The sequence below is a fragment of the Pseudomonas sp. Choline-02u-1 genome, assembly GCF_002836515.1.
Lineage (GTDB): Bacteria > Pseudomonadota > Gammaproteobacteria > Pseudomonadales > Pseudomonadaceae > Aquipseudomonas.
Map to the genome: position 1 here is coordinate 211,792 of NZ_PJBC01000058.1, position 26,210 is coordinate 238,001.

The following is a 26,210-nucleotide window of genomic DNA, read 5'->3' on the forward strand; positions in this document are numbered from 1 at the left end:
CCTTTGGTCAATAGCTTGAAACACCCCATTGACTAGACTGTCACTGAAATAGAGCGAATTGCGAAAAGCGGCGCCCGATGCAGGGCGAAGAGGAGGCACCAATGAGCCTGACCATGACCATTGTGATGTTGATAGCCGGCTGGCTGGCCGTGGCGACGGCCATGTTGTGGGGCGTTCTGCGGATTTCACGGCGGCACCATCATCCGGTACAGACGCCGCCAGTCGATAAGACAGACGAGAACTCAGTGCGGCACGTTGCTGCGCACTGAATATCAGCCAGATTTACCCTCACACCAGCGCCGGGCAGCGCTCTCGGCAATCGAAAAAACGTAAATAAAAAAACCGCCTGAGCTTAAAAGCCCAGGCGGCTTTGGTGTGGTCAGCGATTAAGCCTGCTGAGCAGCCTTTTTCTGCTTCGCCCGCCGCGACATCATGTTCAACACCTCGATGCCGGCCGAGAAGGCCATGGCCGCGTACACATAACCTTTCGGTACATGGGCGCCGAAGCCTTCGGCGATCAGCGTCATGCCGATCATGATCAGGAAGCCCAGCGCCAGCATGACCACGGTCGGGTTGTCGTTGATGAACTTGGCCAGCGGATCAGCCGCGAGCAGCATCACCAGCACCGACGCCACCACGGCGATAATCATGATCGGCAAGTGTTCGGTCATGCCGACGGCGGTGATGATGCTGTCGATGGAAAACACCATGTCGAGCATCAGAATCTGACCGATAGCTGCGGCAAACCCGAGGGTCACGGTCGAGGCCGCAGTCTTCGGATCTTCCGGCGCCGGATCCATGCTGTGATGGATCTCGGTCGTGGCTTTCCAGACCAGGAAAAGACCACCAGCGATGAGGATCATGTCCTTCCAGGAGAACGCCTGGCCAAGGATTTCGATCACAGGTTCGGTCAACTGCACGATGAAGGCGATGGTGCTCAACAGCGCCAGACGCAGGATCAGGGCCATGCCGATACCGATACGGCGCGCCTTCTGCCGATGCTGTTCAGGCAGTTTGTTGGTCAGGATCGAGATAAAGATCAGGTTATCGATGCCGAGCACGATTTCCATCACCACCAATGTGGCCAAAGCAACCCAGGCGGTGGGGCTGGCGGCGAGTTCTAACAGATATTCCATGGGTCAGTCCTGACTCTGTGTAAGACGGTTCAGATGGTCTTGGAGGAAGATTCGGATTCTTCAGCCTGTTTTTCCGGTGTTTCTTTTTTCTGGATCAAGCCACCGGTGGCATCGCTGAGCGCTTGCTCGGCGGCCTTGTGGGTGTCGTCGATCGCTTGCTTGGCGGTTTCAGCCGCCGCACCCATCAATTGTTGAGCGCTTTTTTCGGCCTGATCGCAACCGGCCAGAACCAGTAAAGACGCAAACATCAATGCAGGGAATGTGTATTTCATAAGGTTTCCTTCGAATGAACAGACAGGCGCAGACACCGGCCGTCGATGGCTGGGCATTCTAGGCAGATGAACACTTCAGGAAAATTCGTATTTTTAGCGGCTATACTTCGGTTTTCACGAAGTGGCCACCACTATGCTCAATTACCGGCAACTGCATTACTTCTGGGTTGTAGCCAAAACCGGCAGCATCGTCCGCGCGTGCGAGCAGCTGAACCTGACGCCACAGACCATCAGCGGGCAAATTTCGCTGCTCGAACAAACCTATAACGTGGAATTGTTCCGCCGGGTTGGCCGGCAGCTGGAGCTCACCGAAGCCGGGCGTCAGGCCCTGCCCTACGCCGAGCAGATGTTTCAACTGGGCGGCGAGCTGGAGCTGATGCTGCGAGCGCAGCCCAACGAACAGCAGATCCTGTTCCGGGTCGGCGTTGCCGATGTGGTGCCGAAATCCATCGTCTATCGACTGATCGCGCCGACCATGGAGCTGAGCGAACCGCTGCGTATTACCTGCCGCGAGGACAAACTCGAACGCCTGCTCGCCGACCTGGCGATCCAGCGTCTGGATCTGGTGATTTCCGACAGTCCTATGCCTTCGCATCTGGACATCAAAGGCTACAGCCAGAAGCTCGGCGAATGCGGGATCAGTTTTTTCGCCACCGCTGAACTGGCCGCGCAGTATGGGCAGGATTTCCCGCGCAGCCTGCACGGCGCACCGCTGCTGATTCCCGGCGCGGAAACCGTGGTGCGCAGCCGATTGCAGCGCTGGTTCGCTGAACAGCAGATCCAGCCACAGATCGTCGGCGAGTTCGATGACAGTGCTTTGATGCAGGCCTTCGGCCAATCCGGCAGCGGGATCTTTATCGGCCCGAGCGTGATTGCCGAGGAAGTAAAGCGCCAGTACGGCGTCGAATTGATTGGCCAGACCGATGCGGTGAGCGAGTCGTTCTATGCCATCTCGGTGGAACGCAAGGTCAAGCACCCGGGCATCGTTGCGATTACCGAAGGTGCCCGACGCGAGCTGTTTACCGGGTTATGAAGCGCAGGCCTCACGCGGATTCAGCGTCATCAGCACCATGGCGAGGAACACCGAGAGCAGAATGAAGCCGGCAGCGGCGAAGCCCAGGAAGCCCAGACCGGCACTGTCGATTACCCGGCCGCCGACGATCGCGCCCAGACCAATGCCGAGATTGGCCCCGGCGATGTTCAGCGACGCGGCAAACGCAGGCGCTTGCGGCGCGGCTTTCATCAGGCGCACATGGCTGACCAGGAACAACGCAGCCTGGGTCACGCCCCAGATGCCCATCGCCACCGCAAGACCCACTGGCGAATGTATGTTCGGCACCAGCGAAACCATGCCGGCGATCATGAACGCGCAGAACAGCACCGACGCTCCCAGCGGATGCCGATCCACCGCACGCCCACCGAGCGAGTTGCCAATCAAGCCGACTGCACCAAACGCCATCAGGCACCAGCCGACCACGGTGCCATTGAAACCGGCGAGGCGTTCGAGGATGTCGGCCAGGTAGGTGTAAGCGGTAAACATGCCGCTGAACACCAGAATCGACAGGACGATATGTCCGATCATCAAGGGGCTACGCAGGATTTTGAACTGCGAACGGAAGCTGACCTGATGCTGGTGCAGACTGGTTTTCGGCAGGTAGACAAACAGCAGCAGGGCTTTGGCGAATGCGATCAACGCCAGAATGCCGAATGCGCTGCGCCAGCCGAACGCGTCGGAAATCAGCGTGCCGACCGGAATGCCGAACACCGTCGCGCAGACGATACCGAAGCCGATTTTGGCAATCGCACGACCGGCGAAATCCGGGCCGACGATATCCACCGCCGTTTCACTGGCCAATGCCCAGAACACTGGCAAGCCCAGCGCCGGAATCAAACGCGCAATGGCCATCACCCAGATGTTCGGTGCCAATGCTGCAACGGTATTGGCCAGACCGAACATGATCAGAATGCTGATGAACAGCTTGCGCCGTTCGAAACGGGCGAAATACGCGGTCAGGAACGGGCCGAACAGTGCCACGGTGAAGGCGAACAAGGTCACCAGCAGCCCGGCCTGCGGGATAGTGACTTCGAGGTCTCGGGCGATCGCCGGCAGCAGGCCGACAATGACGAATTCCGTGGTCAGCACCGTGAACCCGGCAGCGGACAACAGAAGAATAGGCAACAGCATGCGCAACTCCAGCAAAACGACGACACCAGCGATGACCCGGAGGTCCGCTGGCAAATTTGAAAATGAGGATGGCGAATCTTAACAGACTGTGTCCGCACTGAGTTGCCCAAAACTGCCGATCTGCCGTGCCGATCCGGTGGCAGATCGTCACAGGCCTGAAGGTTCACGCCTACGCTGTGATAAAGTCCGCGCCCTGAAAATCGTACAGCTGCTCAACGCTGCGTTTAGCGGCGCTGATATCACCTCGACAGGCGTTTCGTGACTGCCCACGACGCTTCGCACCCTATAAAAAACAGAGATGCCGCTATGACCGCTTCATCCCCTTCGTTACTGCAACGCCTGAAACGCCTGAGTCTGGTCAGCCAGATCGTCATTGGTCTGATCGCCGGTATTGCCCTGGCCCTGATTGCACCGGAGCTGGCGAAGTCCACCGCGTTCATCGGCAAAGTGTTTGTCTCGGCGTTGAAAGCCGTGGCGCCGATTCTGGTGTTCGTGCTGGTGATGGCCTCGATCGCCAACCACAAGCACGGTCAGGAAACCCATATCCGGCCGATCCTGTTCCTTTACTTGCTGGGTACATTCAGCGCTGCGGTGGTGGCCGTAGTCGCCAGCATGGCGTTCCCGTCGAATCTGGTGTTGGCCACCGAAAACGTTGCCGTGACCGCACCCGGCGGTATCGGCGAAGTCCTGCAAAGCCTGCTGCTGAGCGTCGTGGATAACCCGGTCAGCGCGCTGATGAATGCCAATTTCATCGGCATTCTGGCTTGGGCGATCGGCATGGGCATCGCCATTCGCCACGCCGGCGACACGACCCGCGAAGTGCTGGGCGACCTGTCCAACGGTGTGACCGTGATCGTACGCGTGGTGATTCGCTTCGCCCCGCTGGGCATCTTCGGGCTGGTGGCTTCGACACTCGCCACCTCCGGTTTCGGCGCGCTGCTCGGTTATGCGCACTTGCTCGCCGTACTGTTGGGCTGCATGCTCTTCGTCGCGTTGGTGATGAACCCGCTGATCGTATTCTGGAAGCTGCGCCGCAACCCGTACCCACTGACGCTGATGTGCCTGCGTGAAAGCGGCATTACTGCATTCTTCACCCGCAGCTCGGCGGCAAACATTCCGGTCAATCTGGAATTGAGCAAACGCCTGGGCCTGCACGAAGACACCTACTCGGTGTCGATCCCGCTGGGCGCCACCATCAACATGGCCGGCGCGGCGATCACCATTACCGTGCTGGCCCTGGCGGCCGTACACACCCTGGGCATCGCCGTGGACATTCCGACCGCGATCCTGCTCAGCGTCGTCGCAGCCGTCTGCGCCTGTGGCGCTTCGGGTGTAGCCGGTGGCTCGCTGCTGCTGATTCCGCTGGCGTGCAGCCTGTTCGGCATCCCGAGCGAGATTGCCATGCAGGTCGTGGCGGTGGGCTTCATTATTGGCGTGCTGCAGGATTCGGCGGAGACCGCGTTGAACTCGTCGACTGACGTGCTGTTTACAGCGGCGGCTTGCCTGGGCGAAGAAGAGAAAGCTCAGCGCGCATGATCGTGCTGTAGGAAAAACGGGGAGCGTGGGAGTTTTGCAGATCGTTCCCACACTCTGCGTGGGAATGAATCAACGGACGCTCCGCGTTCGGCTCTGGATGTGACGCAGAGCGTCCCGGGCTGCATTCCTTTGCTGCGCGTGGGAACGATCAAAGCCCGCCAAGGCGCGAACCTTGGCGGGCTTTTTCGTATCCGGGTGTTTAGAACGCGCCCATGTAATCGCGCTTACCTACTTCAACGCCGTTATGACGCAGCAGCGCGTAGGTGGTGGTGACGTGGAAGAAGAACTGCGGCAAGCCGTAAGTCAGCAGATACGCCTGCCCAGTGAAGCGCTTCTCTTTCGGCGTACCCGGGCGCGTAACGATTTCGATGCCTTCCTTGCCGTCGATCTGCTCTGGCTTGATCTCGCCGATGAAGGCCAGAACCTTGGCAATCAGCGCTTGCAGCTCGGCGAAGGTGGTTTCAGTGTCGTCGTACTTCGGCAGCTCGACTTCGGCCAGCCGCGCCGAAACACCTTTGGCGAAATCCACGGCAATCTGCACCTGACGCACCAGCGGGAACATGTCCGGGTACAGACGCGCTTGCAGGAAGGCGCTCTGGTCGATGTTTTTCGCGCTGGCGTGGGCTTCAGCCTTTTTCAGCACATCGCTCAGGGCATTGAGCATTTGTTGAAAAACCGGGACGGATGCGGCGTAGAGTGAAATGGTCATGGCAGTCTCATGTGATGGCTGGGTAATACGTGGTGGCGATTATAGCCATGCTTGATGACCGCACGACTTGCCTTTTGTTTGGCAAGGATTAGGCTAGGCGGCTTCGACTGCAGAGGGAACGCGCGATGAGTAACGAACAAGAATCCACCTCCGAACAGCTACGGCTCACTGCCACGGAAATCCGCATTCTGGGTGCGCTGATCGAAAAACAGGCCACCAGCCCGGAAACCTATCCGCTGACCCTCAACGCGCTGGTGCTGGCCTGCAATCAGAAGACCAGCCGCGAACCGGTGATGAACCTCAATCAGGGCCAGGTCGGCCAGAGCCTGCGGGCGCTGGAAGGTCGCGGTTTTACCCGGCTGGTCATGGGCAGCCGCGCCGACCGCTGGGAGCACAAGGTCGACAAGGCGCTGGAGCTGGTGCCGGCGCAGGTGATTCTGACTGGCCTGATGTTTCTGCGCGGCCCGCAGACCGTCAACGAACTGCTGACCCGCAGCGCACGCATGCACGAGTTCGAGGACGCCGAGCAAGTGGTGCATCAGCTTGAACGCCTGATCGCCCGCGGACTGGCGGTACTGATTCCACGTCAGTCCGGGCAGCGCGAGGATCGCTACACCCACGCGCTGGGCGATCCGGCGGACATCGAGGCGATATTGGCGGCGCGGCAGAATCCCGCAGAGCGTTCGAGCGGCGGCGTCTCGCTGGAGCGTATCGAAGAACTCGAGGCCCGCATCGCGGCACTGGAAGAACGCCTGGCCCGCCTCGAATAACCAACACAGTTCAACTGTGGGAGCGGGCTTGCTCGCGAATGCGGTGTGTCATTCAAAGGTGATTTGACTGATCCACCGCATTCGCGAGCAAGCCCGCTGCCACAGGGGATTATTCATCCAATTCAGGATCTGTGTGCTATTCGCCGTCCCAGTAATCCACGCCATCGGCCTGTCGCGCGACGGCGACAAATCCCGTGGGATTGCCCTCTGCATCAACCGCGAAGTTATCCATCACCGCATATTTGTTCGAATCCGGATACTCGCAAATCTCAGGTTGCTGCTGGGTGCTGATCGCCAGATAACGCAATTCGCCGGCGCTGTTATTGATGATCTGATGGGCCTTCTCCGGCCCGCCCGGTGGGCAGGCGACCACATCACCGGCGCGGATCGGAAAACGCTCGCCTCCCAACCGCACTTCGCCCTCCCCGGCCACCACGTAGAACATTTCCTCATTGACCCGATGACTGTGAAATGGGCTGCCGCGCATGCCGGGTGGCAGCACATACAGACGATAACCAAGTTTCTGCGCACCCAGTTGCTGACCGATCCGCGCGATACGCTGCTGATAGCGCCCGGCGGTTTCGCCTTCAGGAGCCAGGGCTTCGGGCAAAGCTTGAAGTTCGACCTCGTTGAGATTAATGATCGGCGGATGCATGGGCGGCCTCGGTTATGGTTTTTGTGGTGGGCAGGTGTGTGTTTGCCGGCCTTGAATAATAGACAACCAGATAAACCGAGTTGACCTCATCGCAGGCAAGCCAGCGATGAGCGCCTCGCAGCCACCGCAAGACTCAGCTGCGCGCAAAATCCACCGCCGCCGCAAACTGCGCCTCATTCGGCCGCACGCCGGTATACAGAACAAACTGCTCCAGTGCCTGGATTGCAATCACCTCAAGCCCAGTGATCACGCGCTTGCCCTCGGCCCGCGCGCGCACGATCAGCGGCGTCTGCGAAGGGATCGCCACCACATCGAACACGGTGTCCGCCGCTTTGATCACTTCAGGCTCAAACGCCAGTTGCCCCGCCTCCGGCCCGCCGTCCATGCCTACGGGGGTGACATTGATCAGCATCTGCGGGCGCTCGGCGCCAAGTTCGGCCTGCCAGCGATAGCCCAGCGAATCCGCCAAAGCACGCCCGGCGCGTTCGTTGCGAGCGACAATCGAGCCGTTCTGGTAACCGCCATCGCGTAAGGCACTGGCCACCGCTTTGGCCATGCCCCCACTGCCACGCAGGGCGAACGTGGAATCCTTGGGCACCGCGTGCCCTGCCAGCAACTGCGCGACGGCGATGTAATCGGTGTTGTAAGCCTTGAGGTGGCCATTGGTGTTGACGATGGTATTGATTGACTGGATCGCCGCCGCCGAGGCATCGAGCTCATCGACCAATGCAATGCAAGCCTCTTTGAACGGCATCGACACGCCGCAGCCACGAATACCCAGGGCACGGATGCCACCGACCGCGCCGGTCAGGTCCCGGCTGCTGAAGGCCTTGTAATAGAAATTCAGGCCCAGCTGTTCATACAAATGGTTGTGAAAACGCAGACCGAAATTCCCTGGCCGCCCGGACAGGGACATGCACAGTTGGGTGTCTTTGTTCGGGTTCATCTGCATGCAACTTCTCCTTCAAACGCACTTTCGGATGGGCAGCATTGGCCGGCCCACCGGGTTCTGAATCATCATCGCGGCTTGTTTGTGGCGCTGCGCAGCCGGGTAAAGAAGCCGCCACAGACCTTACACAAAATTTACCCAGCGGCTGTGCTGAATTTCGCGAATTTGCTGTCTTAGCTGTATCCCCGCGACAACCTTGGGCCTGATTCAGGCCGCGGCGCCGGGTCGAAGAACCGAGGACTTATCATGATTCGTAAACTTCCCATCATGGCTTTGTTGATTGGCGCGCTCGCAGTCACCGGACAGGCTGAAGCGGGTGGTGGCCATGGCTGGCAGGGCCCTGCAGTGTTTGGCGCGATCGTCGGCTCGGCCATCATCGGCTCGGCACTGATCAACCAGGATCGGCCGGTGTACGTGCAGCAACAGCCGGTCTATGTTCAGCCGCAACCGGTCTACGTGCAGCAACCGCCGCCACCGGTCTACTACCAACCGGCGCCGGTGTATGTGCAACAACCGGTTTACGTGCAGCCGGCCCCCGTTTACTACGGCCCGCCGCGCGGTTATTACGGTCGGCCCCACGGCTATTATGGCGGCCCACATGGCTACTACGGCGGTCCACGCTGGTAAGCGCAACACAGAGCCCTGCTTTCGAGCGGGGCTTTTTAATGACCGCTGGTCGGCCAACGTCTGAAAAAATCTCGCCAAGGTCGCTGTGAGGACAGTTTGAGCAGCTAAAGTCGGCATGATTAACTCGACCGCTGGCACTTTTTTCATCAAACGGTCACTGTTTTGTCATGACGGAACCGCAATCTGAATCCGTCCGTAAACAACAGACCGATAACAACAAGGACGACTGTATGCCCACCCAAAATCCGCACCGCATCGTCGGTTTGTGCACCTCGAGCAAGGTGTACGGCGCGCTCACCGAGCTCAAACATCTGGAAGGCCATCGCTGCGCCAAGCTGCTGTCCCTGCTCGCCGAAAACCTCGTGCACAAGGGCCTGCTCAATGAACGCGAAGTCATGCACATGCTCGATCAAGTTGTCGAATGAAGCCAGACCTCACTGGCGTCAATGACCACTATCGAAAGCGTTGATTGTCCGTCGTGCCGGCAAATCCTTAAGGTAGCCCCATCAGTTTGATGGAGGTTTTCCCATGGCTCAGGTTCAAATCATGTCGGTGATCGGCAGCGCAGTTCCCGCTTCGCTGCGTGCATCCGGTTTGCTCGCCTGTTGGTATCTGGTGCGCGATGGCGAGCCGATCAGCGGTCCGCTCACCTCCTTGCCAGCGGCTCAGGCCTTGTCGCAACAAGTCGCCAGCAGCGCGTTTCATGCCTAAGGCAGTTGCACCTTGGGCTTGGTCTCGACAAACAGTGCCCAGCTCGACAGAAACAACGCGGCGATCAGCGGACCGATCACAAAGCCATTGAGGCCAAATACCGCAAGGCCGCCGAGTGTGGAAACCAGAATCAGGTAGTCGGGCATTTTCGTGTCTTTGCCCACCAGAATCGGGCGCAGCACGTTGTCGACCAGGCCGATCACGAATACGCCGAACAAGCCCAGCACCACGCCCTGCCAGATCATGCCGCTGAGCAGGAAGTAGATCGCCACCGGCGCCCAGACAATCCCCGCCCCCACCGCTGGCAACAGCGACAGAAATGCCATCAGCACCGCCCAGAGCAACGCGCTGGGAATGTCGAGAAACCAGAAAATCGCCCCGCCCAGCGCGCCTTGCGTCACGGCCACCACCACGTTGCCCTTCACCGTCGCGCGCACCACGCGGTTGAACTTCAATTGCAGGCGGCGCTTGTGGTTTTCCTCCAGAGGCACGGCAGTGCGCATCTTGCGCGCCAGCTCGGGACCATCGCGCAGAAAGAAAAACAGCAGATACAGCATGATGAAAAAGCTCACCACGAACTCAAACGTGCCCTGGCCAAAACTGAACGCCTGCGTCGCCAGCACCTGACTGCCCTGCATGGCCGTTTTGACGATTTTCTCCCGCAGACTGTCAAGTTCGCCCATGCCAAAGCGGTCGAGCAAATGCTGAAAATATGGCGGCAAGCTGTGCTTGAACTGCGCCAGATACGCGGCGATGTCCAGCTCACCGCTTTCGATGTTCTTGTAAACCGTCGCCCCTTCCTGCACCAGCAGAATGCTGACGATGATCACCGGCAGAATCGCCATCACCAGGCACAGGCTCAAGGTGCACAGCGAGGTGACGTTGCGTGGCCAGCCGAATTTCAACTGCAACTTGCGCTGCACCGGCGCAAACAGAATGCCAAGGATGACGGCCCAGAACACCGCGCCGTAGAACGGCAACAGAATCCAGATAAAGGCCACCGTGACCAGTACCAGCAGCACTGTCAGGGATTTGAATTGCAGACTCTTTTCGTTCATATCCGGTCCATGTCAGTCAGGCGTCACGCACGCCTGCCCCACTTAGTCAGCCGCCGCGCGCGCGAGTGCCATGTTTATTCATGGAGCATAGATCCAGATCAATAAACGCTCGCGACAGCTGACCTACCCTGCGCGGCTTTTGCGACCGACGCCCAGATGCCAACTCTCATCGCCCCCGAGCTCCTCGCCCCCGCCGGCACCCTGAAAAACATGCGCTACGCCTTTGCCTACGGTGCCGACGCGGTCTACGCCGGTCAGCCGCGCTACAGCCTGCGGGTGCGCAACAACGAATTCGATCACGCCAACCTGGCGCTGGGCATTCGTGAGGCGCAGGCGCAGGGCAAGCGTTTCTATGTGGTGGTCAACATTGCTCCGCACAACGCCAAGTTGAAGACGTTCCTCAAGGATCTGGCGCCGGTGATCGAGATGGCGCCCGATGCGCTGATCATGTCCGACCCTGGCCTGATCATGCTGGTACGTCGGCATTTTGCGCAGATGCCGATTCACCTTTCGGTGCAGGCCAACACGGTGAATTGGGCGAGTGTCGAGTTCTGGCAGCAACAGGGGCTGAGCCGGATCATTCTGTCGCGCGAATTGTCCCTGGAAGAAATTGGTGAAATCCGCGAGCAGGTACCGGCCATGGAGCTCGAAGTGTTCGTGCACGGCGCGTTGTGCATGGCTTATTCCGGGCGCTGCCTGCTTTCCGGCTACATGAACAAGCGCGATGCCAACCAAGGCACTTGCACCAACGCCTGCCGCTGGAAGTACTCGGCGCACGAAGCTACGGAAAATCAGCTCGGCGAGATCGTCCAGACCTTTGAACCCGAGCCGACCCTAGGCCTCGGCGCGCCGACTGATCGGGTATTTCTGCTTCAGGAAGCCAACCGCCCGGATGAATTGATGCCGGCCTTCGAAGACGAACACGGCACCTACATCATGAACGCCAAGGACCTGCGCGCCGTGCAGCATGTCGAGCGGTTGACGCGCATGGGCGTGCATTCGCTAAAGATTGAGGGCCGCACCAAATCGCATTTTTACTGCGCACGCACCACCCAGGTGTATCGCCGAGCGATCGATGATGCCGTGGCCGGGCGCGAGTTCGATCGCAGCCTGATGCTTGATCTGGAATCACTGGCCCAGCGTGGCTACACCGAGGGTTTTCTGCGCCGGCATGTGCATGACGAATACCAGAACTATCAGCACGGCAGTTCGGTGTCGGAGCGCCAGCAGTTTGTTGGAGAACTGACCGGCGAGCGAAGGGATCGCTTGGCGCAGGTGAAAGTGAAGAACCGGTTTGCCTTGGGCGACCACCTGGAGTTGATGACGCCCAAAGGCAATTTTCATTTTGATCTGCATGAGTTGCAGAGTGCCTGCGGGGACGCGATCGAGGTGGCGCCGGGGGATGGGCATACGGTTTACGTGCCGATACCGGACGCGGTGGATTTGCGTTTTGGGTTGTTGATGCGGGATTTGGCCCCGATTGAACGCTGAAAACACGCCTCTGCAGGAGCTGCCGAAGGCTGCGATCTTCTGATTTTGATCGTTCCCAGGCGGAGCGTGGGAACGGTCACTGTCGCAAACTTGCCTCGGCAAACTCCTCGCGCAACATCGCCACAAACGCCTCCCGCGCCGGGTGCACTCCGGCATTCTCATGCCAGTAGAACAAATTCTCGATCGCCGTCAGTTCGGCAAACTCATACCCCACGCAGCCCGCGCCTTTGGCGTACTGCTCGAACACGCCCTTGGGTACCAACGCCACCCCAGCGCCAGCACTGACGCAGCCGACAATAGCCCCGTAACTGGCCAGGCTGACGATCGGCAGCGCCTGCCCCTGGCGCAACAGCCAATGCTCGAGTGCCGCGCGGTAAGGGCACCCCTGCGGCCACATGAACACGGTTTTGTCTTGTAAATCCGATATGTCGCGCACCGCACCGAATGACGTCGAAGCGATCAGCAGCAATTGCTCGCGGTACATCGGCGTACGATTGAGCTGCGCACGTTCGACATCCACCGCCACGATCGCGCCATCCAGGCGATGGTTGACGGTGTCGTCGAGCAGCTGGCCCCAGGTGCCAGTGGTGAGCTCCAGCGCCACTTGCGGATAACGCTTGTGGAATTTCGCCAGCAAACGCGGCAATCGCCCGGTGGCTGAAGATTCGATGGCGCCGATGCGCAGCGGTCCGCATGGCTCGGCAGCAGGGTCGAGCGCGCGTTTAGCTTCAACGGTCAGCGCCAGAATTTTTTCCGCGTAAACCAGAAAGGTCTGCCCCGCCGGGCTGATGCGCAGCCCGCGCCCCTCGCGCAAGAACAGCGCTACGCCCAATTCGGCCTCCAGCGCTTTGATCCGCGCAGTGATATTCGACGGCACGCAGAACAGCTTTTCAGCGGCGCGAGCAATGCTGCCAACCTCGGCCACGGTCTTGAACATGCGGATTTGCGCCAACTCCATAATCATCACTCCAAGTGAATAGTCGGCGCAGTATAAGTCAGTTGTGGCGAATGATCGGGCGCCCGGATACTCGGCGCATCCCCTGCTCTGGTGCTTCGATAATGCCTTCAACCCTTGCGTGCAAAATCATCCTGGCCATGGCATTTGTTGTCGGCTGCTGGGGCTATTCGCCCACCGGTATACACGTCGGCTTGCAAGGGTATGGGCCCGGTCATCTGGCCTTGCTGCGTTTTCTGCTGGCATCGCTGCTGATGGCGCTGATCGCAATCTTCAAAGGCATTCGCCTGCCGCAATGGCGCGATGTGCCGTTGCTGTTTGCCTTGGGGTTCTTTGCCGTCAGCCTCCATCACGTCGCCTTGAATATCGGCCAGCAAGGCATCAGCGCCGGCGCTTCCAGCGTGCTGGCGCAATCGAGCCCGTTGTTCAGCACGCTGCTGGCGCAGTGCGTGTTCAAGGATCGCGTCAGCGCCTGGCGCTGGGGTTGCGTATTGCTTGGGTTTGTCGGCGTAGTGATCGTGGTCAGCGGCGATAAAGGCTTGGGCGCTATCGGTGCACATGGGTTGCTGATCTTGCTGGCGGCGTTTTCCTGGAGCATCTATTTCGCCCTGCAAAAACATCACGCGCGGCGCTACGACGGCTTCAGCCTGGGGTGCTATGCGGTGTGGTCGGGAACGTTGCTGTTGCTGATCTATCTGCCGGGGCTGGCTGAAGCCGTGATGAATGCGCCGACGCCTGCGCAGTGGGCGGTGTTGATGTTGGGGGTGTTTCCCAGCGCATTGGCTTATCTGGCCTGGGGTTTCGTGCTCAAGCATGTGGATTTGAGCCGGGCGACGATGACCTTGTATCTCATACCGCCGGCGGCCATGGGAATAGCGTCGTGGGGTTTGGGGGAACGGCCGACGTTAATGGTGCTGTTGGGCGCGGTGGTGGTGTTGACCAGCGTGTTGGCGTTGAATCTGGAGCGTGGGATTGGGGTAGTTCGGGCAGTTGAGACCAAGGCGTAAATCTGTTGTGAAGCAGATGCCGTCTTCGCGAGCAGGCTCGCTCCCTCAGCGGATGTCTGTAGGACACAGATCCGCTGGGGTGGCTTGCCAGCCATGAGGCCGGCAAGCCAGGCAACAATTCAGCGCAAATCATCCGACAACGGCGTCGGCTCATCCGCCGGCGGGACATCTTCTTCGTCATCCGGCGGATCCTTCCAGTCATCCGGCCGGTCGCCATCGCTCAATGGGTCGCGCCCCGGGTGCATGCCCGGCGGTGCGTCATGATCACTCAGCGTCGGCTCGTCGGTGCCGGATACGGGGTGGGTCTGCTCGGTGGGCACCATGCCACCGGGAACAAGCGCGTCATCAGCCATGCTGCACCTCTCAATACTGGCCCGGATTATCCGGGGCGTATGGTTTGGAAGCGCGGCCATCGACGGCGTGCGATAGATCAGACCAGCGGCATCAACTCCGGGCGATAAAGCGATCACGACTATTGGTCAGGTGCAGCCACATCGCGGCGCGGGCAGCGTCGGCGTCCTGACGTTTGATCGCATTCAGAATCGCCTCGTGTTCCAGATTGGCCAGATGCCCGAGTTTGCTCAGATCCGCCGCGCCGCGCTCGGCGGCATTGAGCCGATTACGCGGGATCATCGCGCTGCCCAGGTGCTGCATGATCTCGCTGAAGCAAGCGTTGCCGGTGGCCTCGGCGATCAGCAGATGAAAGCGCCGATCAGCTTCCACGCAACTGTCGTTGTTGGCCAGCAACCGCTGATAGTCATCCAGCGCCTGACGCATCTGCTGCAACTGCTGCTCACTGCGCCGCTGCGCCGCCAGCGCCGCCGCTTGCGTCTCCAGGCCCATGCGCAATTCGAGAATGCTGCGCACGCCAAGTGCAGTGTCGACATTCAGGCGCAGGCCCTGCTCCGCTGCGCGCTCGATGACGAAAGTGCCGATGCCATGGCGCGTCTCCACCAGCCCCGAGGCCTGCAACTTGGAAATCGCCTCGCGCACCACCGTGCGGCTCACACCATGCTCCTGAACGATGGCGTTCTCCGACGGCAGTTTGTCACCGGGCAACAGTTGTCCCAGCAGGATGCTCTGGGTGAGCTTTTCCACCAGGTCATGAGCGAGGTTGTGCGTGCGTTTGCGCGCGGGCGCGTCGAGGTCTTCTTGCATGATCGGTTCCGGTGATCGGGGCTGGCCGATCGTAGCACTGCGTCGTGACGGTTGAGATGGATTTTAGCGGTTGATGGCTCAGCAACTTGTATGACAACACGCAATTATCTTGGGTATTTTGAGGCAGGGCTGCCAATGTCCATCATTGGCCACATTCAAAGAAGCGCTCCGCCCACCTAACGAAACAGCTAATAAATACGGGCCGCTATCCAGTTATCGCATAAGAAACCGCACGAACAGAAGAATTTAATCGCCCCTTCCCACTTGTAGGACAAAAATACTCAGTTGTATGATGTCTAGCAACAACGCACCACCCGGCCTTACCCGCATAAAAATAATCAGTGGGAGAAACACAAGTGAAAACCTCCGTCTCGGGGATGCAGGAAAGCGTCGATCCGACGCTCGCCTCAGCCATCTCCAAAGTCAAACGCCACGTCCTGCCGCTCTTCGTGATCATGTTCATCGTCAATTACATTGACCGGGTGAACATCGGCTTCGTCCGCACTCACATGGAAACCGATCTGGGTATTGGTGCTGCCGCCTACGGCTTCGGCGCCGGGCTGTTCTTCATCGGTTACGCCCTGTTCGAAGTGCCGTCCAACATGCTTCTGCAGAAAGTCGGCGCACGCATCTGGCTGACTCGCATCATGTTCACCTGGGGCGTGGTCGCGGCCTGCATGGCGTTCATTCAGAACGAAACCCACTTTTATATCCTGCGGTTCCTGCTCGGTGTCGCCGAGGCCGGGTTCTTTCCCGGGGTGATTTATTACTTCACCCGCTGGCTGCCCGGCGTCGAACGCGGCAAGGCGATCGCAATCTTCCTCAGCGGCTCGGCCGTGGCCTCGCTGATCTCCGGCCCGCTGTCCGGCCTGCTCCTGCAGATCAACGGCCTGGGCATGCACGGCTGGCAGTGGATGTACTTCATCGAAGGGATGTTCTCGGTGTGCCTGTGCGTCTTTGTCTGGTTCTGGCTGGATGCCAAACCCCACGACGCGAAATGGCTGACCCGCGCCGAACAGGATGCGCTGGTCAGCGCCATCGACGACGAGCAAAAGGCCCGCGAAGCCGCAACGCCGATCCGGCCGTCGCTGGGCAAACTGCTCAAGGACCGGCAGATCATTCTGTTCTGCCTGATCTACTTCTTTATTCAGCTGACCATCTACGCCGCGACTTTCTGGCTGCCGAGCATCATCAAGAAGATGGGCGAACTCAGCGACGTGCAGGTCGGCCTGTTCAACTCGATTCCGTGGTTGCTGTCGATCGTCGGCATGTACGCTTTCGCGTCGCTGTCGGCGAAGTGGAAACACCAGCAAGCGTGGGTCGCCACGGCGCTGTTGATTGCCGCAGCGGGGATGTTCATGTCCACCACTGGCGGGCCGATCTTTGCCTTCGTCGCGATCTGCTTTGCGGCACTGGGTTTCAAATCAGCCTCATCGCTGTTCTGGCCGATCCCCCAGGCCTATCTGGATGCGCGCATCGCAGCGGCAGTCATCGCGCTGATCAACTCGGTAGGCAACCTCGGCGGCTTCGTTGCGCCGACCACGTTCGGCCTGCTGGAGCAACACACCGGCTCGATTCAGGGCGGTCTTTATGGTCTGGCCGCAACCTCGATCATCGCCGCAATCATCGTCTTCGCCGCGCGCACCACGCCCAAACCCGCTGCTGAAAAGGCTGTGGCCGACGCCGCGCCGAAACACGCCTGACTTCGTCTCGACAAGGAAAACAACAATGACTGTTCACGACACCGCCAAAGCTCCGATCATCACCGACATGCAGGTCATACCGGTGGCCGGTCACGACGGCATGCTGCTCAACCTCAGCGGCGCCCACGGGCCGTTTTTCACCCGCAACATCGTCATCCTCAAGGACAACGCCGGCCACACCGGCGTCGGCGAAGTGCCCGGTGGCGAGCGCATTCGCCAGACCCTGGAAGATGCACGCAATCTGGTGGTCGGCAGCCCGATCGGCACCTACCAGAAAATCCTCAATCAGGTGCGCCAGACCTTCGCCGACCGCGATGCCGGCGGCCGTGGTCTGCAGACGTTCGACCTGCGCATCACCATCCACGCGGTCACAGGTTTGGAAGCCGCCCTCCTCGACCTGCTCGGCCAGCACCTCGACGTGCCGGTGGCGGCGCTGCTCGGCGAAGGCCAGCAGCGCGATGAAGTGAAAATGCTCGGCTATCTGTTCTACGTCGGCGATCAGCATGAGACCGACTTGGCCTACCGCAGCGAACCGGAGGCCGACAACGACTGGTTCCGTGTGCGTCACGAGAAAGCCATGACTGCCGAAGCGGTGGTGCGTCTGGCCGAGGCGGCGCACGCCAGGTACGGCTTCAAGGATTTCAAACTCAAGGGCGGCGTGCTCAGTGGCGATGCCGAGATCGAAGCGGTGACGGCACTCGCCGAGCGCTTCCCCGACGCGCGGATCACCCTCGACCCGAACGGCGCCTGGTCGCTGAAAGAAGCGATTCGTTTGTGCCGTGATCAACATCACGTGCTCGCCTACGCCGAAGACCCGTGCGGTGCTGAGAACGGCTATTCCGGCCGTGAAGTGATGGCTGAATTCCGCCGCGCCACGGGCCTGAAAACCGCGACCAACATGATCGCCACCGACTGGCGCGAAATGGGCCACGCGATCCAGTTGCAGTCCGTGGATATTCCGCTGGCCGACCCGCACTTCTGGACGATGCAGGGTTCGGTACGCGTGGCGCAGATGTGCCACGAGTGGGGTCTGACCTGGGGCTCGCATTCCAACAACCACTTCGATATTTCCCTGGCCATGTTCACCCACGTCGCCGCTGCCGCACCGGGCGAGATCACGGCCATCGACACTCACTGGATCTGGCAGGACGGCCAGCGCCTGACCAAGGCACCGCTGCAAATTGTCGACGGCTGTGTGCAAGTGCCGCAGAAACCGGGACTTGGCGTGGAGCTGGACATGGATCAAGTGGCCAAGGCCCACGAACTGTACAAAGGCATGGGCCTCGGCGCGCGGGATGACAGCGTCGCGATGCAGTTTCTGATTGCGGGGTGGAAATTCGATAACAAGCGGCCGTGCCTGGTGCGGTGATCTAGCAGGCGCCGCTGATTTCAATTGTGGGAGTAGGAGCTGCCGAAGGCTGCGATCTTTTGATTCTGTTTTGAAGATCAAAAGATCGCAGCCTTCGGCAGCTCCTACAAATCGGTTTTCAGCCTTGAGATCTGCAGCAGCCAGGTTTTGAACGCCTTCATCGCTACCGTTTCCGCTCGCGACTGCAACCGCGTCAGCCAGTAACTGCCCGTGGTGATCTCGAGCGCAAACGGCTGGCAAATCGCATCTGCCGCCAGTTGCCGGGCGAACATCAGCGGTGGCGCCAACGCCACGCCGCCGCCCTGCAATGCCGCTTCCATCATCGCCAGCGACGAGTCGAAAACGATGCTCTGCGGTGGTGCGGCTTGCGTCGCCAGGCCTGCCGCCTGAAACCATTGCGGCCATTCATCGGTGCGATAGGAACGCAACAAAGTCTGTTGCAGCAGATCGCCCGGCGAATGCAATTGCCGAGCGATTTGCGGCACGCACAACACCGACAACGGCGCATCGAGCAGGCGCGTCGCTTCGATGCCATGCCACGCGCCAGCACCGAAACGAATCGCGTAATCCAGACCTTCCGCCGCTACGTCCACGCGGTTGTTATGTGTCGAGAGGCGTAAGTCGATCAGCGGATATTTCTCCCGGAAGTCCGCCAGCCTCGGCAACAGCCAGCCCACCGCAAACGTACCCACGGCGCCGACTGTCAGCATGTCGCGATACTGCCCACCGGCCAAACGCTCAAGCATCTGTGCGATGTTGTCGAATGAGGTGCTGAGAATCGGCAGCAAGGTTTCACCTTCACTGGTCAGCATCAGCCCGCGAGGCAGGCGTTTGAACAGGGTCAGGTTGAGTTGCGCTTCCAGGCTTTTGACTTGATGGCTGACCGCCGCTTGCGTCACGCACAGTTCGACGGCAGCGCGGGTGAAACTCAGATGACGTGCAGAAGCTTCAAACGCGCGCAGTGCGTTGAGGGGCAATTGAGGTCGAATCATGCGTTGTCCCGAATTTTTCTAATGGCTCGTGCGAGTTTTCATCGTTTGCCGTGGGTCGGCAAAGTGCCTAAATTGGCCGCGCTGATCAGCCGCCCGATGAAAAAATCACCCGCAGTGTAGCGGGATACAACCATCGACACTCATGGAGAGTGATTCACTCATGTGTTCCTTCAAAACGAGCAAGGTCTCTTCTTACAGCATTTTCGCCCTGTTCTTCAGCAGCCTCGCCTGCCATGCCGCCACGCCGACGGATGCGCAATTGCACGCACTGATCACGCAAGCCGTGACCCCGGTGATGCAGCAAAACACCATTCCGGGACTGACTGTCGCGCTGACGCTAAAAGGTCAGACGCATTACTTTAACTACGGAGTCGCCGACAAGGACGCCGGGCAAAAGGTCAGCGAAAACACTCTGTTCGAGGTTGGTTCGGTGAGCAAAACCTTCACCGCCACCCTCGCCGGTTACGCCCAGGCCATCGGCAAACTCGACCTGTCGAGCAAGGCCAGCCAGCTCTGGCCAGAGCTCAAGGGCAGCGCGTTCGACAACATCAGCGTGCTGCAACTGGGCACCTACAGCGCTGGCGGCCTGCCGCTGCAATTTCCCGCCAAAGCGGATTCTTCCGACAAGATGCTTGGCTATTACCAACAATGGAAACCGCAGTTTCCTGCCGGCAGCCATCGCCTGTATTCCAACCCGAGCCTGGGCCTGTTCGGCTACCTGACGGCGAAAAGCCTCGGCCAGCCCTTCGAGCAGGCGATGACCCAGACGCTGCTGCCGAAACTCGGCTTGCAGCACACCTTCCTCAGCGTGCCGCCAGCGCAATCGAAGCTCTACGCCCAAGGCTACGACAGCGCCGATCAACCGGTGCGCGTCAGCCCAGGTGCCCTCGACGCCGAAGCCTACGGCATCAAAACCAGCGCCGCCGACCTGCTGCGTTACGTTCAGGCACAGCTGAAACCGGCGAGCCTCGCGCCTGAACTGCACAACGCCATCGCCAACACCCACATCGGTTATTACCGCGTCGGCGACATGACCCAAGGCCTGGGCTGGGAACGCTACGCATACCCGATCAGCCTGGAGAAACTGCAGAACGGCAACTCGACCCCCATGGCCGTGGAGCCGCACACCGTCGAGTGGCTGACCCCGCCGCAAACTGAGCCGGCCAACGTGCTGTTCAACAAAACCGGTTCCACGCGAGGCTTTGGCGCCTATGTAGCGTTTGTGCCATCGCGGGACATGGGCATTGTGATTCTGGCCAACAAGAATTATCCGAATGTCGAACGGGTGAAGATTGCGCATACGGTATTCGCGGCGTTGGTGGACTAAAAGCAAACGATCGCAGGCAATGTAAAAAGGGGCGAGAGAATGATTCTCTCGCCCCTTTCGTTTGCAAAGCATTTACGGCCGCCGATCAATCATCCGGCATTTGCGGCGGTTTGCTCGGTTTCGCTGGTTTGCCTGGCTTGGTGCCCTTCGCCCCTTTAGCCGGCTCCGGTTCGGTAGCGACGGGAGTCTGTGCGGCGGCCGCAGCGGCGGCTTCTTTTTCGGCCATGGGCATGGCGTCGATGGTTTCGAAGATTTTCGCCAGGCTCAATGCCTTGGCCTCGTCACCCGAGGCGGAAAGTTTGGTTTCGCCGTCCTTGCCCACCAGGAACACTTTCGGATAAGCCCCTGCGCCCAGTTTCAGCGAACGCAGCAGCGCCATGGTGTCCTGCTGGCCCAAGTCCTTGCCGTCGAGCTGGCCGGACATGCTGAGGATGGTGTAGACCTTGATGTTGCGGTCGGTGACGCCCTTTTTGTTGGCCGGGTCTTCCAGGGACTTTTTCAGGCTCAGCCACACCGGGTCGACGGTGCTTTGCGCAATCACGATCAGCGGGCGGGCGCGGCCCACGTCCCCGGCCAGGGGTGAATCGCTGTCCGCGGCGAACAAGGGGCTGGCGATCGCCAGCAAGAGGGTCAGGGTCAGGGACCTGATGAGCATGCGCATCTCCTTTTGATATCCACGCACTACTGATTGCGCATCGTGGTGATTGTTCCGGCGGCGTCTGGCAAAAAGGTATTGCCCTGTCAGAAGCTTAGGTCAGGGAAAGCTTTGCGCAAACGCTACGTCGATTTGATTAACAGCCATGAGCGCACTAGGGTGGCCGTTCTGCCAAAGAAATGGAGTTCACCCGCATGCACATCGATTTTCTGTGCGATCACCCCGAATTTATTGAAGAGCTGGCCACGCTCAATTTCAAGGAATGGGGTGAGTTTCGCCCCGGACAAACTGTCGAGGATCGCATCGAGCGCATGCGCGAATCCGTCATTCAGCGCTAACCCGTGGTGAGGCGGCTCGCCGCAAGCTGCCGCCTCACTCCAGCGCTGAATCGAGTGCCGAGAGCAACTGCGAGGGGTCGACGGGTTGTCCTCCGAGCTTGAGTTCACCGCTATCGAGATCAACCCTCAACCTCACCGACGCCCGATCGCCAGGGTACTTGCGCAGCACCAGCTCGATGCCACTAGAGGTCTCGTCGGCGGTACTGAGCAAATCCCACAGACTCTCGCTCAGATCCAGCAGCACTTTTTGCTGCTGCAGATCGACTAACTGCGGCGCATACAGCCAATGGCTCATGCGCATCTCACGCGGCTCGACGGTGATGGCGAGACGGCCCTCGCAGTGGACATAGGTTTCATTCATCGACGGATCAGAACGCCAACTTGTAACCAATCAACACCAGCATCGTCGCCAGGCACGGGCGCAGGACTTCGTCGGAGATGCGCCCGGTCAGGTGGCTGCCGAGCCAGATGCCCGGGAGCGAGCCGACTAGCAGGAAGCCGAGCACGCCCCAGTCCATGTTGCCCATGCTTGCGTGGCCCAGGCCGGCGACGAGGGTCAGCGGTACCGCATGGGCGATTTCGGTGCCGACCAGGCGGCGGGTTGGCAGCAACGGGTAGAGGATGAACAGCGCGACGGTGCCCAGCGCCCCGGCGCCGATCGAGGTCAGAGCAACCATGGTGCCGAGGATCAGACCGGTGATCACCGTCATGACATTCAGGCGCGAACCGCTCGGGTTGTAGTTGCCGCCGGCGCGTCTGTGGGCGAATTCGAGCAAGCGTTTCTTAAAGAAAATTGCCAGGGCAGTGGCGAACAGGACGAAGCCGAGCGCCTGTTTGATGATGGCGTTCATCGCGTCCGGCGCGGTGTGCAGGGTACTGAGGAACCACAGGGTCATGGCCACGGCCGGTACGCTGCCGAGAGTCAGCCAGCCGGTGATGGCCCAGTCGATGTTCTTGTTCTTCCTGTGAACGAGGACGCCGCTGGATTTGGTGATCGCGGCATACAACAGGTCAGTACCCACCGCCGTCGCCGGGTTGATGCCGAACCACAGCAGAATCGGCGTCATCAACGAACCGCCGCCGACACCGGTCATGCCGACGATGAACCCCACCACCAGCCCGGCGATCACCAGGCCGAAATTTGCCAATTCCATTCATACGTCCAGAAAACGACAGGAAAATCTGGCCCGCAGCATAGCGATTTTTCTTATAACCACATATATCGATGCGGTCTATCGTTATGCCATATCGAATTTGCCGCAGATACCAAGGTGGATCTTTGTGCTACAGGAAACCTGCGGGGCTCACTGCACCGGCAGGAAATTCAAGAACAACAGACTCTGCGCGTAATTCAGGCCGATCCTGCGATAGCGCTCATCGAGCATCTGCGTGAGCAGATCCAGGCGCGCGACGATTTTGCTGAATTCAGTGGCGAAGCTGAGGTTGCTGCCCTCCTCCGATATTTCATTGGAGAACAGCAATGGCTGACCATCCTTGTTCTGCCGTTGCGACAAGATCCACATGGCCTTTTCGATGTTGCGCGCAGCGTTGTGCACGAAGGTCGGGTTGATCGCGTCGGTCATGTAGAACTCGGTGCGATTGCCGTGGGCAGTGACCAGCATGCTGCCGATCGCATAAATGAACGCGCCGACCCGATCACCAAGGAACTCCGGACTCATCGCATAGCTCAGCGCCGCCAGGTCCTTGCGCCCGCCCAGCACGGGCAGCGGCTGCTGTTGCTCGACGGCGAGGCGTACCTGTTTCACGGCGGTGTTGATGTTGAGGAAACCGGACTTGCGCAGCTCTTCGGGGTTGCGCAGATAGAGCTTGCCCATCAGCCGGTAGAGGCTGTCGAGGTTGTCGCGCATCGCCAGGGTGGCCATGCGGTCGACGCTGGTCTGCAGAAATTCCTGCGGCTGCCCTTCACGCATCTGGTTGAAGAAGCCGTTGCCATTCTGGTGGCTGCAGCCGCTGACCAACAGCGACAACAGGCAGGCCAGCAGCAGGCACAGGCGGCGGTGAGCGGCGGTGGTCAGGGCAAAAACACTCGGCATGAAATCTCGGACGGGCACTTGGCTGTGCGGCGGGAGTCACCGCATCCTGGCCATGCATAGAGCCGCCGATTGCGAAAAAGTGCAGTGCCTGGGCAGTGAGCCGACCTTCGGCGCTTTTCGCCACATCAATTAGTCGGACTTTATATTTGCCAATACCGGTAAATCCGCTATAAATCCTGTTGCTCCCCATAAATAGCATGACTAGTTACGTGTAGGAGCTGCCGAAGGCTGCGATCTTTTGATCTTGCCTTAAAAAATCACAATCAAAAGATCGCAGCCTGCGGCAGCTCCTACAGGGGATTTCGGTGTTTAAAACAACAACAAAAAGGAAGGTCAACCATGCTTCAATCCCGTCACCTGCTCTCCGGCCTCGGACTGTCCCTGATGATCGCTACCCTCTCTGCCAATGCGGCGGGCCTGACCGCCGAACACAAAGCGTTCGGCAAAACCAATGACGGCACGCCCGTCGAGCAATACATCCTGCGCAACAGCCACGGCATGCAAGCCACCGTCATCACCTACGGCGCGACCCTGCAAGCGCTGAAAGTTGCGGACAAGCACGGCAAGTTCGACGATATCGTGCTGGGTTTCGATGATGTGCAGGGCTATCAGAAAGGCACTGCGTACTTCGGCGCGACCATCGGCCGCTTCGGCAATCGCCTGGCCGAAGGCGCGTTCGAACTCGATGGCAAACGCTATCAAGTGCCGCAGAACGACAAATCCAATGCCTTGCACGGCGGGCCCGAGGGGTTCGACAAGAAAGTCTGGAAGGCAAAGGAAACCAAAGACAAGGATTCGGTGGGCGTAACCCTGACCTACCTGTCGGCCGATGGTGAAATGGGCTTCCCGGGCAATCTGACCACCGAAGTCACCTATCGCCTGACCGAAAATAACGAGCTGCGCATCGACTACACGGCCAGCACCGACAAGCCGACCGTGCTCAACCTGACCAACCACAGCTACTTCAACCTGGCCGGTGCCGGCAATGGCGACATTCTCAAGCAAGTGGCCATGATCAACTCAAGCCATTACACGCCGGTCACCGCCAAACTGATCCCGACCGGCGAGCTGGCGCCCGTGGCCGGCACGCCGATGGACTTCACCAGACCGACGGCAATCGGTACGCACATCAAGGCCGATCATCCGCAGCTGAAATTTGCCGAGCCGAAACAGGGTGGCTTCGATTTCAACTGGGCGCTGGACAGCAAGGGCGATATCAGCAAAGTCGCCACCGAAGTCAGCGACCCGCAATCCGGGCGTGTGCTGCAACTGTTCACCAGCGAGCCGGGCGTGCAGTTCTACACCAGCAACTTCCTCGATGGCACGGTAAAGGGCAAGGGCGGCAAGGTCTATCCACACTGGGGCGCGTTCACCCTCGAGACCCAGCACTATCCGGATTCGCCGAACCAGCCGGACTTCCCGAGCACGCGACTTGATCCGGGGCAGACTTATGCCCACAGCGTAATCCTCAAGTTCTCCGCCAAGTAAGGCCCACGCCGCATGATAGTTCCCACGCTCTGCGTGGGAATGCAGCCGGGGACGCTCCGCGTCCCTTTCAGAGCTGGAACGCGGAGCGTCCCTTGATGCATTCCCACGCGGAGCGTGGGAACGATCTTCTAGGAGCTGCGGACCGCTGCGATCTTTTTTGCTTTTTGAACCCCAACGCTATTCTGCTGCCCACTAAAGACACCCATTCTTTAAGGCAGGAGGTTTGAATGCGTACCCTTGAGTTGGCCGGCGTGCAGGTTCCCGTGATTGGTCAGGGCACCTGGCGCATGGGCGAGGATCGTTCGACGCACGCGCGTGAAGTGGCGGCGCTGCGCACCGGCATCGAGCTGGGCATGACCCTCATCGACACCGCCGAGATGTACGCCGAGGGCGGTGCCGAAACGGTGGTCGGCGAAGCCATCGCCAGTCTGCGCGATCAAGTCTTTCTGGTCAGCAAGGTCTACCCGCACAACGCCAGCCGCCAGGGCATCCCGCAAGCCTGCGAGCGCAGTTTGCGTCGGCTCGGCACTGATTACATCGATCTCTATTTATTGCACTGGCGCGGTCAGTACCCTCTGGAGGAAACCGTAGAAGCCTTCGAACGCCTGCGTGAGGACGGCAAGATCGGCCGTTGGGGCGTGTCGAATTTCGATGTCGACGACCTCGAAGAACTCTCCAGTTCGGCCTGCGCCACCAACCAGGTGCTGTACAACCTCGAAGAGCGCGGCATCGAGTTCGATCTGCTGCCGTGGTGCCAGCACCAGCGCCTGCCGCTGATGGCGTACTGCCCGATCGGCCAGGGCGGTGCAATGCTCGCCGAGCCGGTGCTGCAAGAGATCGCCAGCCGTCACAACGCCACCCCGGCGCAGGTTTCGCTGGCGTGGCTGCTGCGTCAGGATGGGGTTATTGCGATTCCCAAGGCTGTGCGTCCGGAGCATGTGCAACTCAATGCCGAGGCGGTCCAGCTGCAACTGGAGGCCGGGGATTTGACGGCGCTGGACAAAGTGTTCCCGGCGCCACAACGCAAGCAGCGGCTGGCCATGGTCTGAGCCGCCGACTGCGAGG

At 59.8% G+C, this 26,210-nt stretch carries 30 protein-coding genes; 15 read left to right on the plus strand and 15 right to left on the minus strand.

What is annotated here, in order from left to right; translation table 11 throughout:
• The first annotated feature begins 101 nt into the window (after window positions 1-101).
• Window positions 102-269, plus strand: coding sequence for a hypothetical protein (locus CXF97_RS28240; protein ID WP_178081195.1), 168 nt, complete (start codon window positions 102-104; stop codon window positions 267-269).
• A 117-nt stretch (window positions 270-386) separates the two neighbouring features.
• Here CXF97_RS28240 and CXF97_RS15050 read toward each other — a convergent pair whose 3' ends face one another.
• Together CXF97_RS15050 and CXF97_RS15055 are read right to left on the minus strand one after the other, a co-directional pair.
• Window positions 387-1,136 carry a TerC family protein gene (locus CXF97_RS15050; protein ID WP_101159171.1) on the minus strand — a complete coding sequence of 250 codons (750 nt, stop codon included), beginning with the start codon at window positions 1,134-1,136 and terminating at the stop codon, window positions 387-389.
• Window positions 1,137-1,165: 29 nt separating this feature from the next.
• On the minus strand, window positions 1,166-1,408 hold the full coding sequence (locus CXF97_RS15055) for a hypothetical protein (protein ID WP_042609160.1): 243 nt from the start codon (window positions 1,406-1,408) through the stop codon (window positions 1,166-1,168).
• A 133-nt stretch (window positions 1,409-1,541) separates the two neighbouring features.
• On the opposite strand from CXF97_RS15055, the gene nhaR reads away from it, so the two are divergent.
• Entirely contained in the window at window positions 1,542-2,441 is a 900-nt protein-coding gene (gene nhaR, locus CXF97_RS15060; RefSeq protein WP_042609159.1) for a transcriptional activator NhaR, read from the plus strand.
• Here the strand turns inward: nhaR and CXF97_RS15065 are convergent.
• Window positions 2,436-3,593: an MFS transporter gene (locus CXF97_RS15065; RefSeq protein WP_101159172.1), complete on the minus strand. Its 1,158-nt coding sequence runs from the start codon at window positions 3,591-3,593 to the stop codon at window positions 2,436-2,438. The two genes, nhaR and CXF97_RS15065, sit on opposite strands and share 6 nt — an antisense overlap.
• A gap of 306 nt (window positions 3,594-3,899) precedes the next feature.
• Here CXF97_RS15065 and sstT point away from each other — a divergent pair, with 306 nt between their 5' ends.
• The gene (gene sstT / locus CXF97_RS15070; protein ID WP_101159173.1) at window positions 3,900-5,129 is read left to right on the plus strand and encodes a serine/threonine transporter SstT; all 1,230 of its coding nucleotides are present in this window, start codon (window positions 3,900-3,902) and stop codon (window positions 5,127-5,129) included.
• 199 nt (window positions 5,130-5,328) lie between these two features.
• Here the strand turns inward: sstT and CXF97_RS15075 are convergent, their stop codons facing one another.
• On the minus strand, window positions 5,329-5,838 hold the full coding sequence (locus CXF97_RS15075) for a DUF1993 family protein (protein ID WP_101159174.1): 510 nt from the start codon (window positions 5,836-5,838) through the stop codon (window positions 5,329-5,331).
• 125 nt (window positions 5,839-5,963) lie between these two features.
• Here CXF97_RS15075 and CXF97_RS15080 point away from each other — a divergent pair, with 125 nt between their 5' ends.
• The gene (locus CXF97_RS15080) at window positions 5,964-6,608 is read left to right on the plus strand and encodes a YceH family protein (protein WP_101159175.1); all 645 of its coding nucleotides are present in this window, start codon (window positions 5,964-5,966) and stop codon (window positions 6,606-6,608) included.
• A 136-nt stretch (window positions 6,609-6,744) separates the two neighbouring features.
• On the opposite strand, the gene CXF97_RS15085 is transcribed toward CXF97_RS15080, so the two are convergent.
• Together CXF97_RS15085 and CXF97_RS15090 are read right to left on the minus strand one after the other, a co-directional pair.
• Window positions 6,745-7,263, minus strand: coding sequence for a cupin domain-containing protein (locus CXF97_RS15085; protein ID WP_101159176.1), 519 nt, complete (start codon window positions 7,261-7,263; stop codon window positions 6,745-6,747).
• Window positions 7,264-7,396: 133 nt separating this feature from the next.
• Complete coding sequence (locus tag CXF97_RS15090; RefSeq protein ID WP_101159177.1) at window positions 7,397-8,215, minus strand: shikimate 5-dehydrogenase; 819 nt, start codon at window positions 8,213-8,215, stop codon at window positions 7,397-7,399.
• A 243-nt stretch (window positions 8,216-8,458) separates the two neighbouring features.
• On the opposite strand from CXF97_RS15090, the gene CXF97_RS15095 reads away from it, so the two are divergent.
• The 3 genes from CXF97_RS15095 (at window position 8,459) to CXF97_RS15105 (ending at window position 9,550) form a co-directional block, all read left to right on the plus strand.
• On the plus strand, window positions 8,459-8,839 hold the full coding sequence (locus tag CXF97_RS15095; RefSeq protein ID WP_024013471.1) for a hypothetical protein: 381 nt from the start codon (window positions 8,459-8,461) through the stop codon (window positions 8,837-8,839).
• A gap of 230 nt (window positions 8,840-9,069) precedes the next feature.
• Complete coding sequence (locus CXF97_RS15100) at window positions 9,070-9,264, plus strand: hypothetical protein (protein ID WP_101159178.1); 195 nt, start codon at window positions 9,070-9,072, stop codon at window positions 9,262-9,264.
• Between the two features lie 103 nt (window positions 9,265-9,367).
• Complete coding sequence (locus CXF97_RS15105) at window positions 9,368-9,550, plus strand: hypothetical protein (protein WP_101159179.1); 183 nt, start codon at window positions 9,368-9,370, stop codon at window positions 9,548-9,550.
• On the opposite strand, the gene CXF97_RS15110 is transcribed toward CXF97_RS15105, so the two are convergent.
• Window positions 9,547-10,608 carry an AI-2E family transporter gene (locus CXF97_RS15110; protein ID WP_101159180.1) on the minus strand — a complete coding sequence of 354 codons (1,062 nt, stop codon included), beginning with the start codon at window positions 10,606-10,608 and terminating at the stop codon, window positions 9,547-9,549. The two genes, CXF97_RS15105 and CXF97_RS15110, sit on opposite strands and share 4 nt — an antisense overlap.
• A gap of 156 nt (window positions 10,609-10,764) precedes the next feature.
• Here CXF97_RS15110 and yegQ point away from each other — a divergent pair, with 156 nt between their 5' ends.
• Window positions 10,765-12,099: a tRNA 5-hydroxyuridine modification protein YegQ gene (gene yegQ, locus CXF97_RS15115; RefSeq protein ID WP_101159181.1), complete on the plus strand. Its 1,335-nt coding sequence runs from the start codon at window positions 10,765-10,767 to the stop codon at window positions 12,097-12,099.
• A gap of 76 nt (window positions 12,100-12,175) precedes the next feature.
• On the opposite strand, the gene CXF97_RS15120 is transcribed toward yegQ, so the two are convergent.
• The gene (locus CXF97_RS15120; RefSeq protein WP_101159182.1) at window positions 12,176-13,057 is read right to left on the minus strand and encodes a LysR family transcriptional regulator; all 882 of its coding nucleotides are present in this window, start codon (window positions 13,055-13,057) and stop codon (window positions 12,176-12,178) included.
• Between the two features lie 101 nt (window positions 13,058-13,158).
• Between CXF97_RS15120 and CXF97_RS15125 the strand changes: the two genes are divergently transcribed.
• Window positions 13,159-14,061: a DMT family transporter gene (locus CXF97_RS15125; RefSeq protein ID WP_256589833.1), complete on the plus strand. Its 903-nt coding sequence runs from the start codon at window positions 13,159-13,161 to the stop codon at window positions 14,059-14,061.
• 119 nt (window positions 14,062-14,180) lie between these two features.
• On the opposite strand, the gene CXF97_RS15130 is transcribed toward CXF97_RS15125, so the two are convergent.
• A complete protein-coding gene (locus CXF97_RS15130) occupies window positions 14,181-14,414 on the minus strand; it encodes a hypothetical protein (RefSeq protein WP_101159184.1) in 234 nt (77 codons plus the stop codon).
• A 91-nt stretch (window positions 14,415-14,505) separates the two neighbouring features.
• Window positions 14,506-15,219 carry a FadR/GntR family transcriptional regulator gene (locus CXF97_RS15135; protein WP_101159185.1) on the minus strand — a complete coding sequence of 238 codons (714 nt, stop codon included), beginning with the start codon at window positions 15,217-15,219 and terminating at the stop codon, window positions 14,506-14,508.
• A 356-nt stretch (window positions 15,220-15,575) separates the two neighbouring features.
• On the opposite strand from CXF97_RS15135, the gene CXF97_RS15140 reads away from it, so the two are divergent.
• Together CXF97_RS15140 and gudD are read left to right on the plus strand one after the other, a co-directional pair.
• Complete coding sequence (locus tag CXF97_RS15140) at window positions 15,576-16,922, plus strand: MFS transporter (protein ID WP_101159186.1); 1,347 nt, start codon at window positions 15,576-15,578, stop codon at window positions 16,920-16,922.
• Window positions 16,923-16,947: 25 nt separating this feature from the next.
• A complete protein-coding gene (gudD, locus tag CXF97_RS15145; protein WP_101159187.1) occupies window positions 16,948-18,291 on the plus strand; it encodes a glucarate dehydratase in 1,344 nt (447 codons plus the stop codon).
• Between the two features lie 104 nt (window positions 18,292-18,395).
• On the opposite strand, the gene CXF97_RS15150 is transcribed toward gudD, so the two are convergent.
• Window positions 18,396-19,283: a LysR family transcriptional regulator gene (locus tag CXF97_RS15150; protein ID WP_101159188.1), complete on the minus strand. Its 888-nt coding sequence runs from the start codon at window positions 19,281-19,283 to the stop codon at window positions 18,396-18,398.
• Between the two features lie 160 nt (window positions 19,284-19,443).
• Here CXF97_RS15150 and ampC point away from each other — a divergent pair, with 160 nt between their 5' ends.
• On the plus strand, window positions 19,444-20,610 hold the full coding sequence (gene ampC / locus CXF97_RS15155) for a class C beta-lactamase (RefSeq protein ID WP_101159189.1): 1,167 nt from the start codon (window positions 19,444-19,446) through the stop codon (window positions 20,608-20,610).
• 85 nt (window positions 20,611-20,695) lie between these two features.
• On the opposite strand, the gene CXF97_RS15160 is transcribed toward ampC, so the two are convergent.
• A complete protein-coding gene (locus tag CXF97_RS15160) occupies window positions 20,696-21,265 on the minus strand; it encodes a DUF4174 domain-containing protein (RefSeq protein WP_101159190.1) in 570 nt (189 codons plus the stop codon).
• 194 nt (window positions 21,266-21,459) lie between these two features.
• On the opposite strand from CXF97_RS15160, the gene CXF97_RS15165 reads away from it, so the two are divergent.
• Window positions 21,460-21,603: a hypothetical protein gene (locus CXF97_RS15165; RefSeq protein ID WP_256589834.1), complete on the plus strand. Its 144-nt coding sequence runs from the start codon at window positions 21,460-21,462 to the stop codon at window positions 21,601-21,603.
• 34 nt (window positions 21,604-21,637) lie between these two features.
• On the opposite strand, the gene CXF97_RS15170 is transcribed toward CXF97_RS15165, so the two are convergent.
• From CXF97_RS15170 to CXF97_RS15180, 3 genes are all read right to left on the minus strand, one after another.
• Window positions 21,638-21,964, minus strand: coding sequence for a hypothetical protein (locus tag CXF97_RS15170; protein ID WP_101159191.1), 327 nt, complete (start codon window positions 21,962-21,964; stop codon window positions 21,638-21,640).
• 7 nt (window positions 21,965-21,971) lie between these two features.
• Entirely contained in the window at window positions 21,972-22,757 is a 786-nt protein-coding gene (locus CXF97_RS15175) for a sulfite exporter TauE/SafE family protein (protein WP_101159192.1), read from the minus strand.
• Window positions 22,758-22,907: 150 nt separating this feature from the next.
• Window positions 22,908-23,657 carry a hypothetical protein gene (locus CXF97_RS15180; RefSeq protein ID WP_101159193.1) on the minus strand — a complete coding sequence of 250 codons (750 nt, stop codon included), beginning with the start codon at window positions 23,655-23,657 and terminating at the stop codon, window positions 22,908-22,910.
• 339 nt (window positions 23,658-23,996) lie between these two features.
• On the opposite strand from CXF97_RS15180, the gene CXF97_RS15190 reads away from it, so the two are divergent.
• Together CXF97_RS15190 and CXF97_RS15195 are read left to right on the plus strand one after the other, a co-directional pair.
• Complete coding sequence (locus CXF97_RS15190) at window positions 23,997-25,145, plus strand: aldose epimerase family protein (RefSeq protein WP_101159194.1); 1,149 nt, start codon at window positions 23,997-23,999, stop codon at window positions 25,143-25,145.
• Window positions 25,146-25,372: 227 nt separating this feature from the next.
• Window positions 25,373-26,194, plus strand: a complete 822-nt coding sequence (locus tag CXF97_RS15195) for an aldo/keto reductase (RefSeq protein ID WP_101159195.1) — start codon at window positions 25,373-25,375, stop codon at window positions 26,192-26,194.
• The last annotated feature ends 16 nt before the right edge of the window (window positions 26,195-26,210 follow it).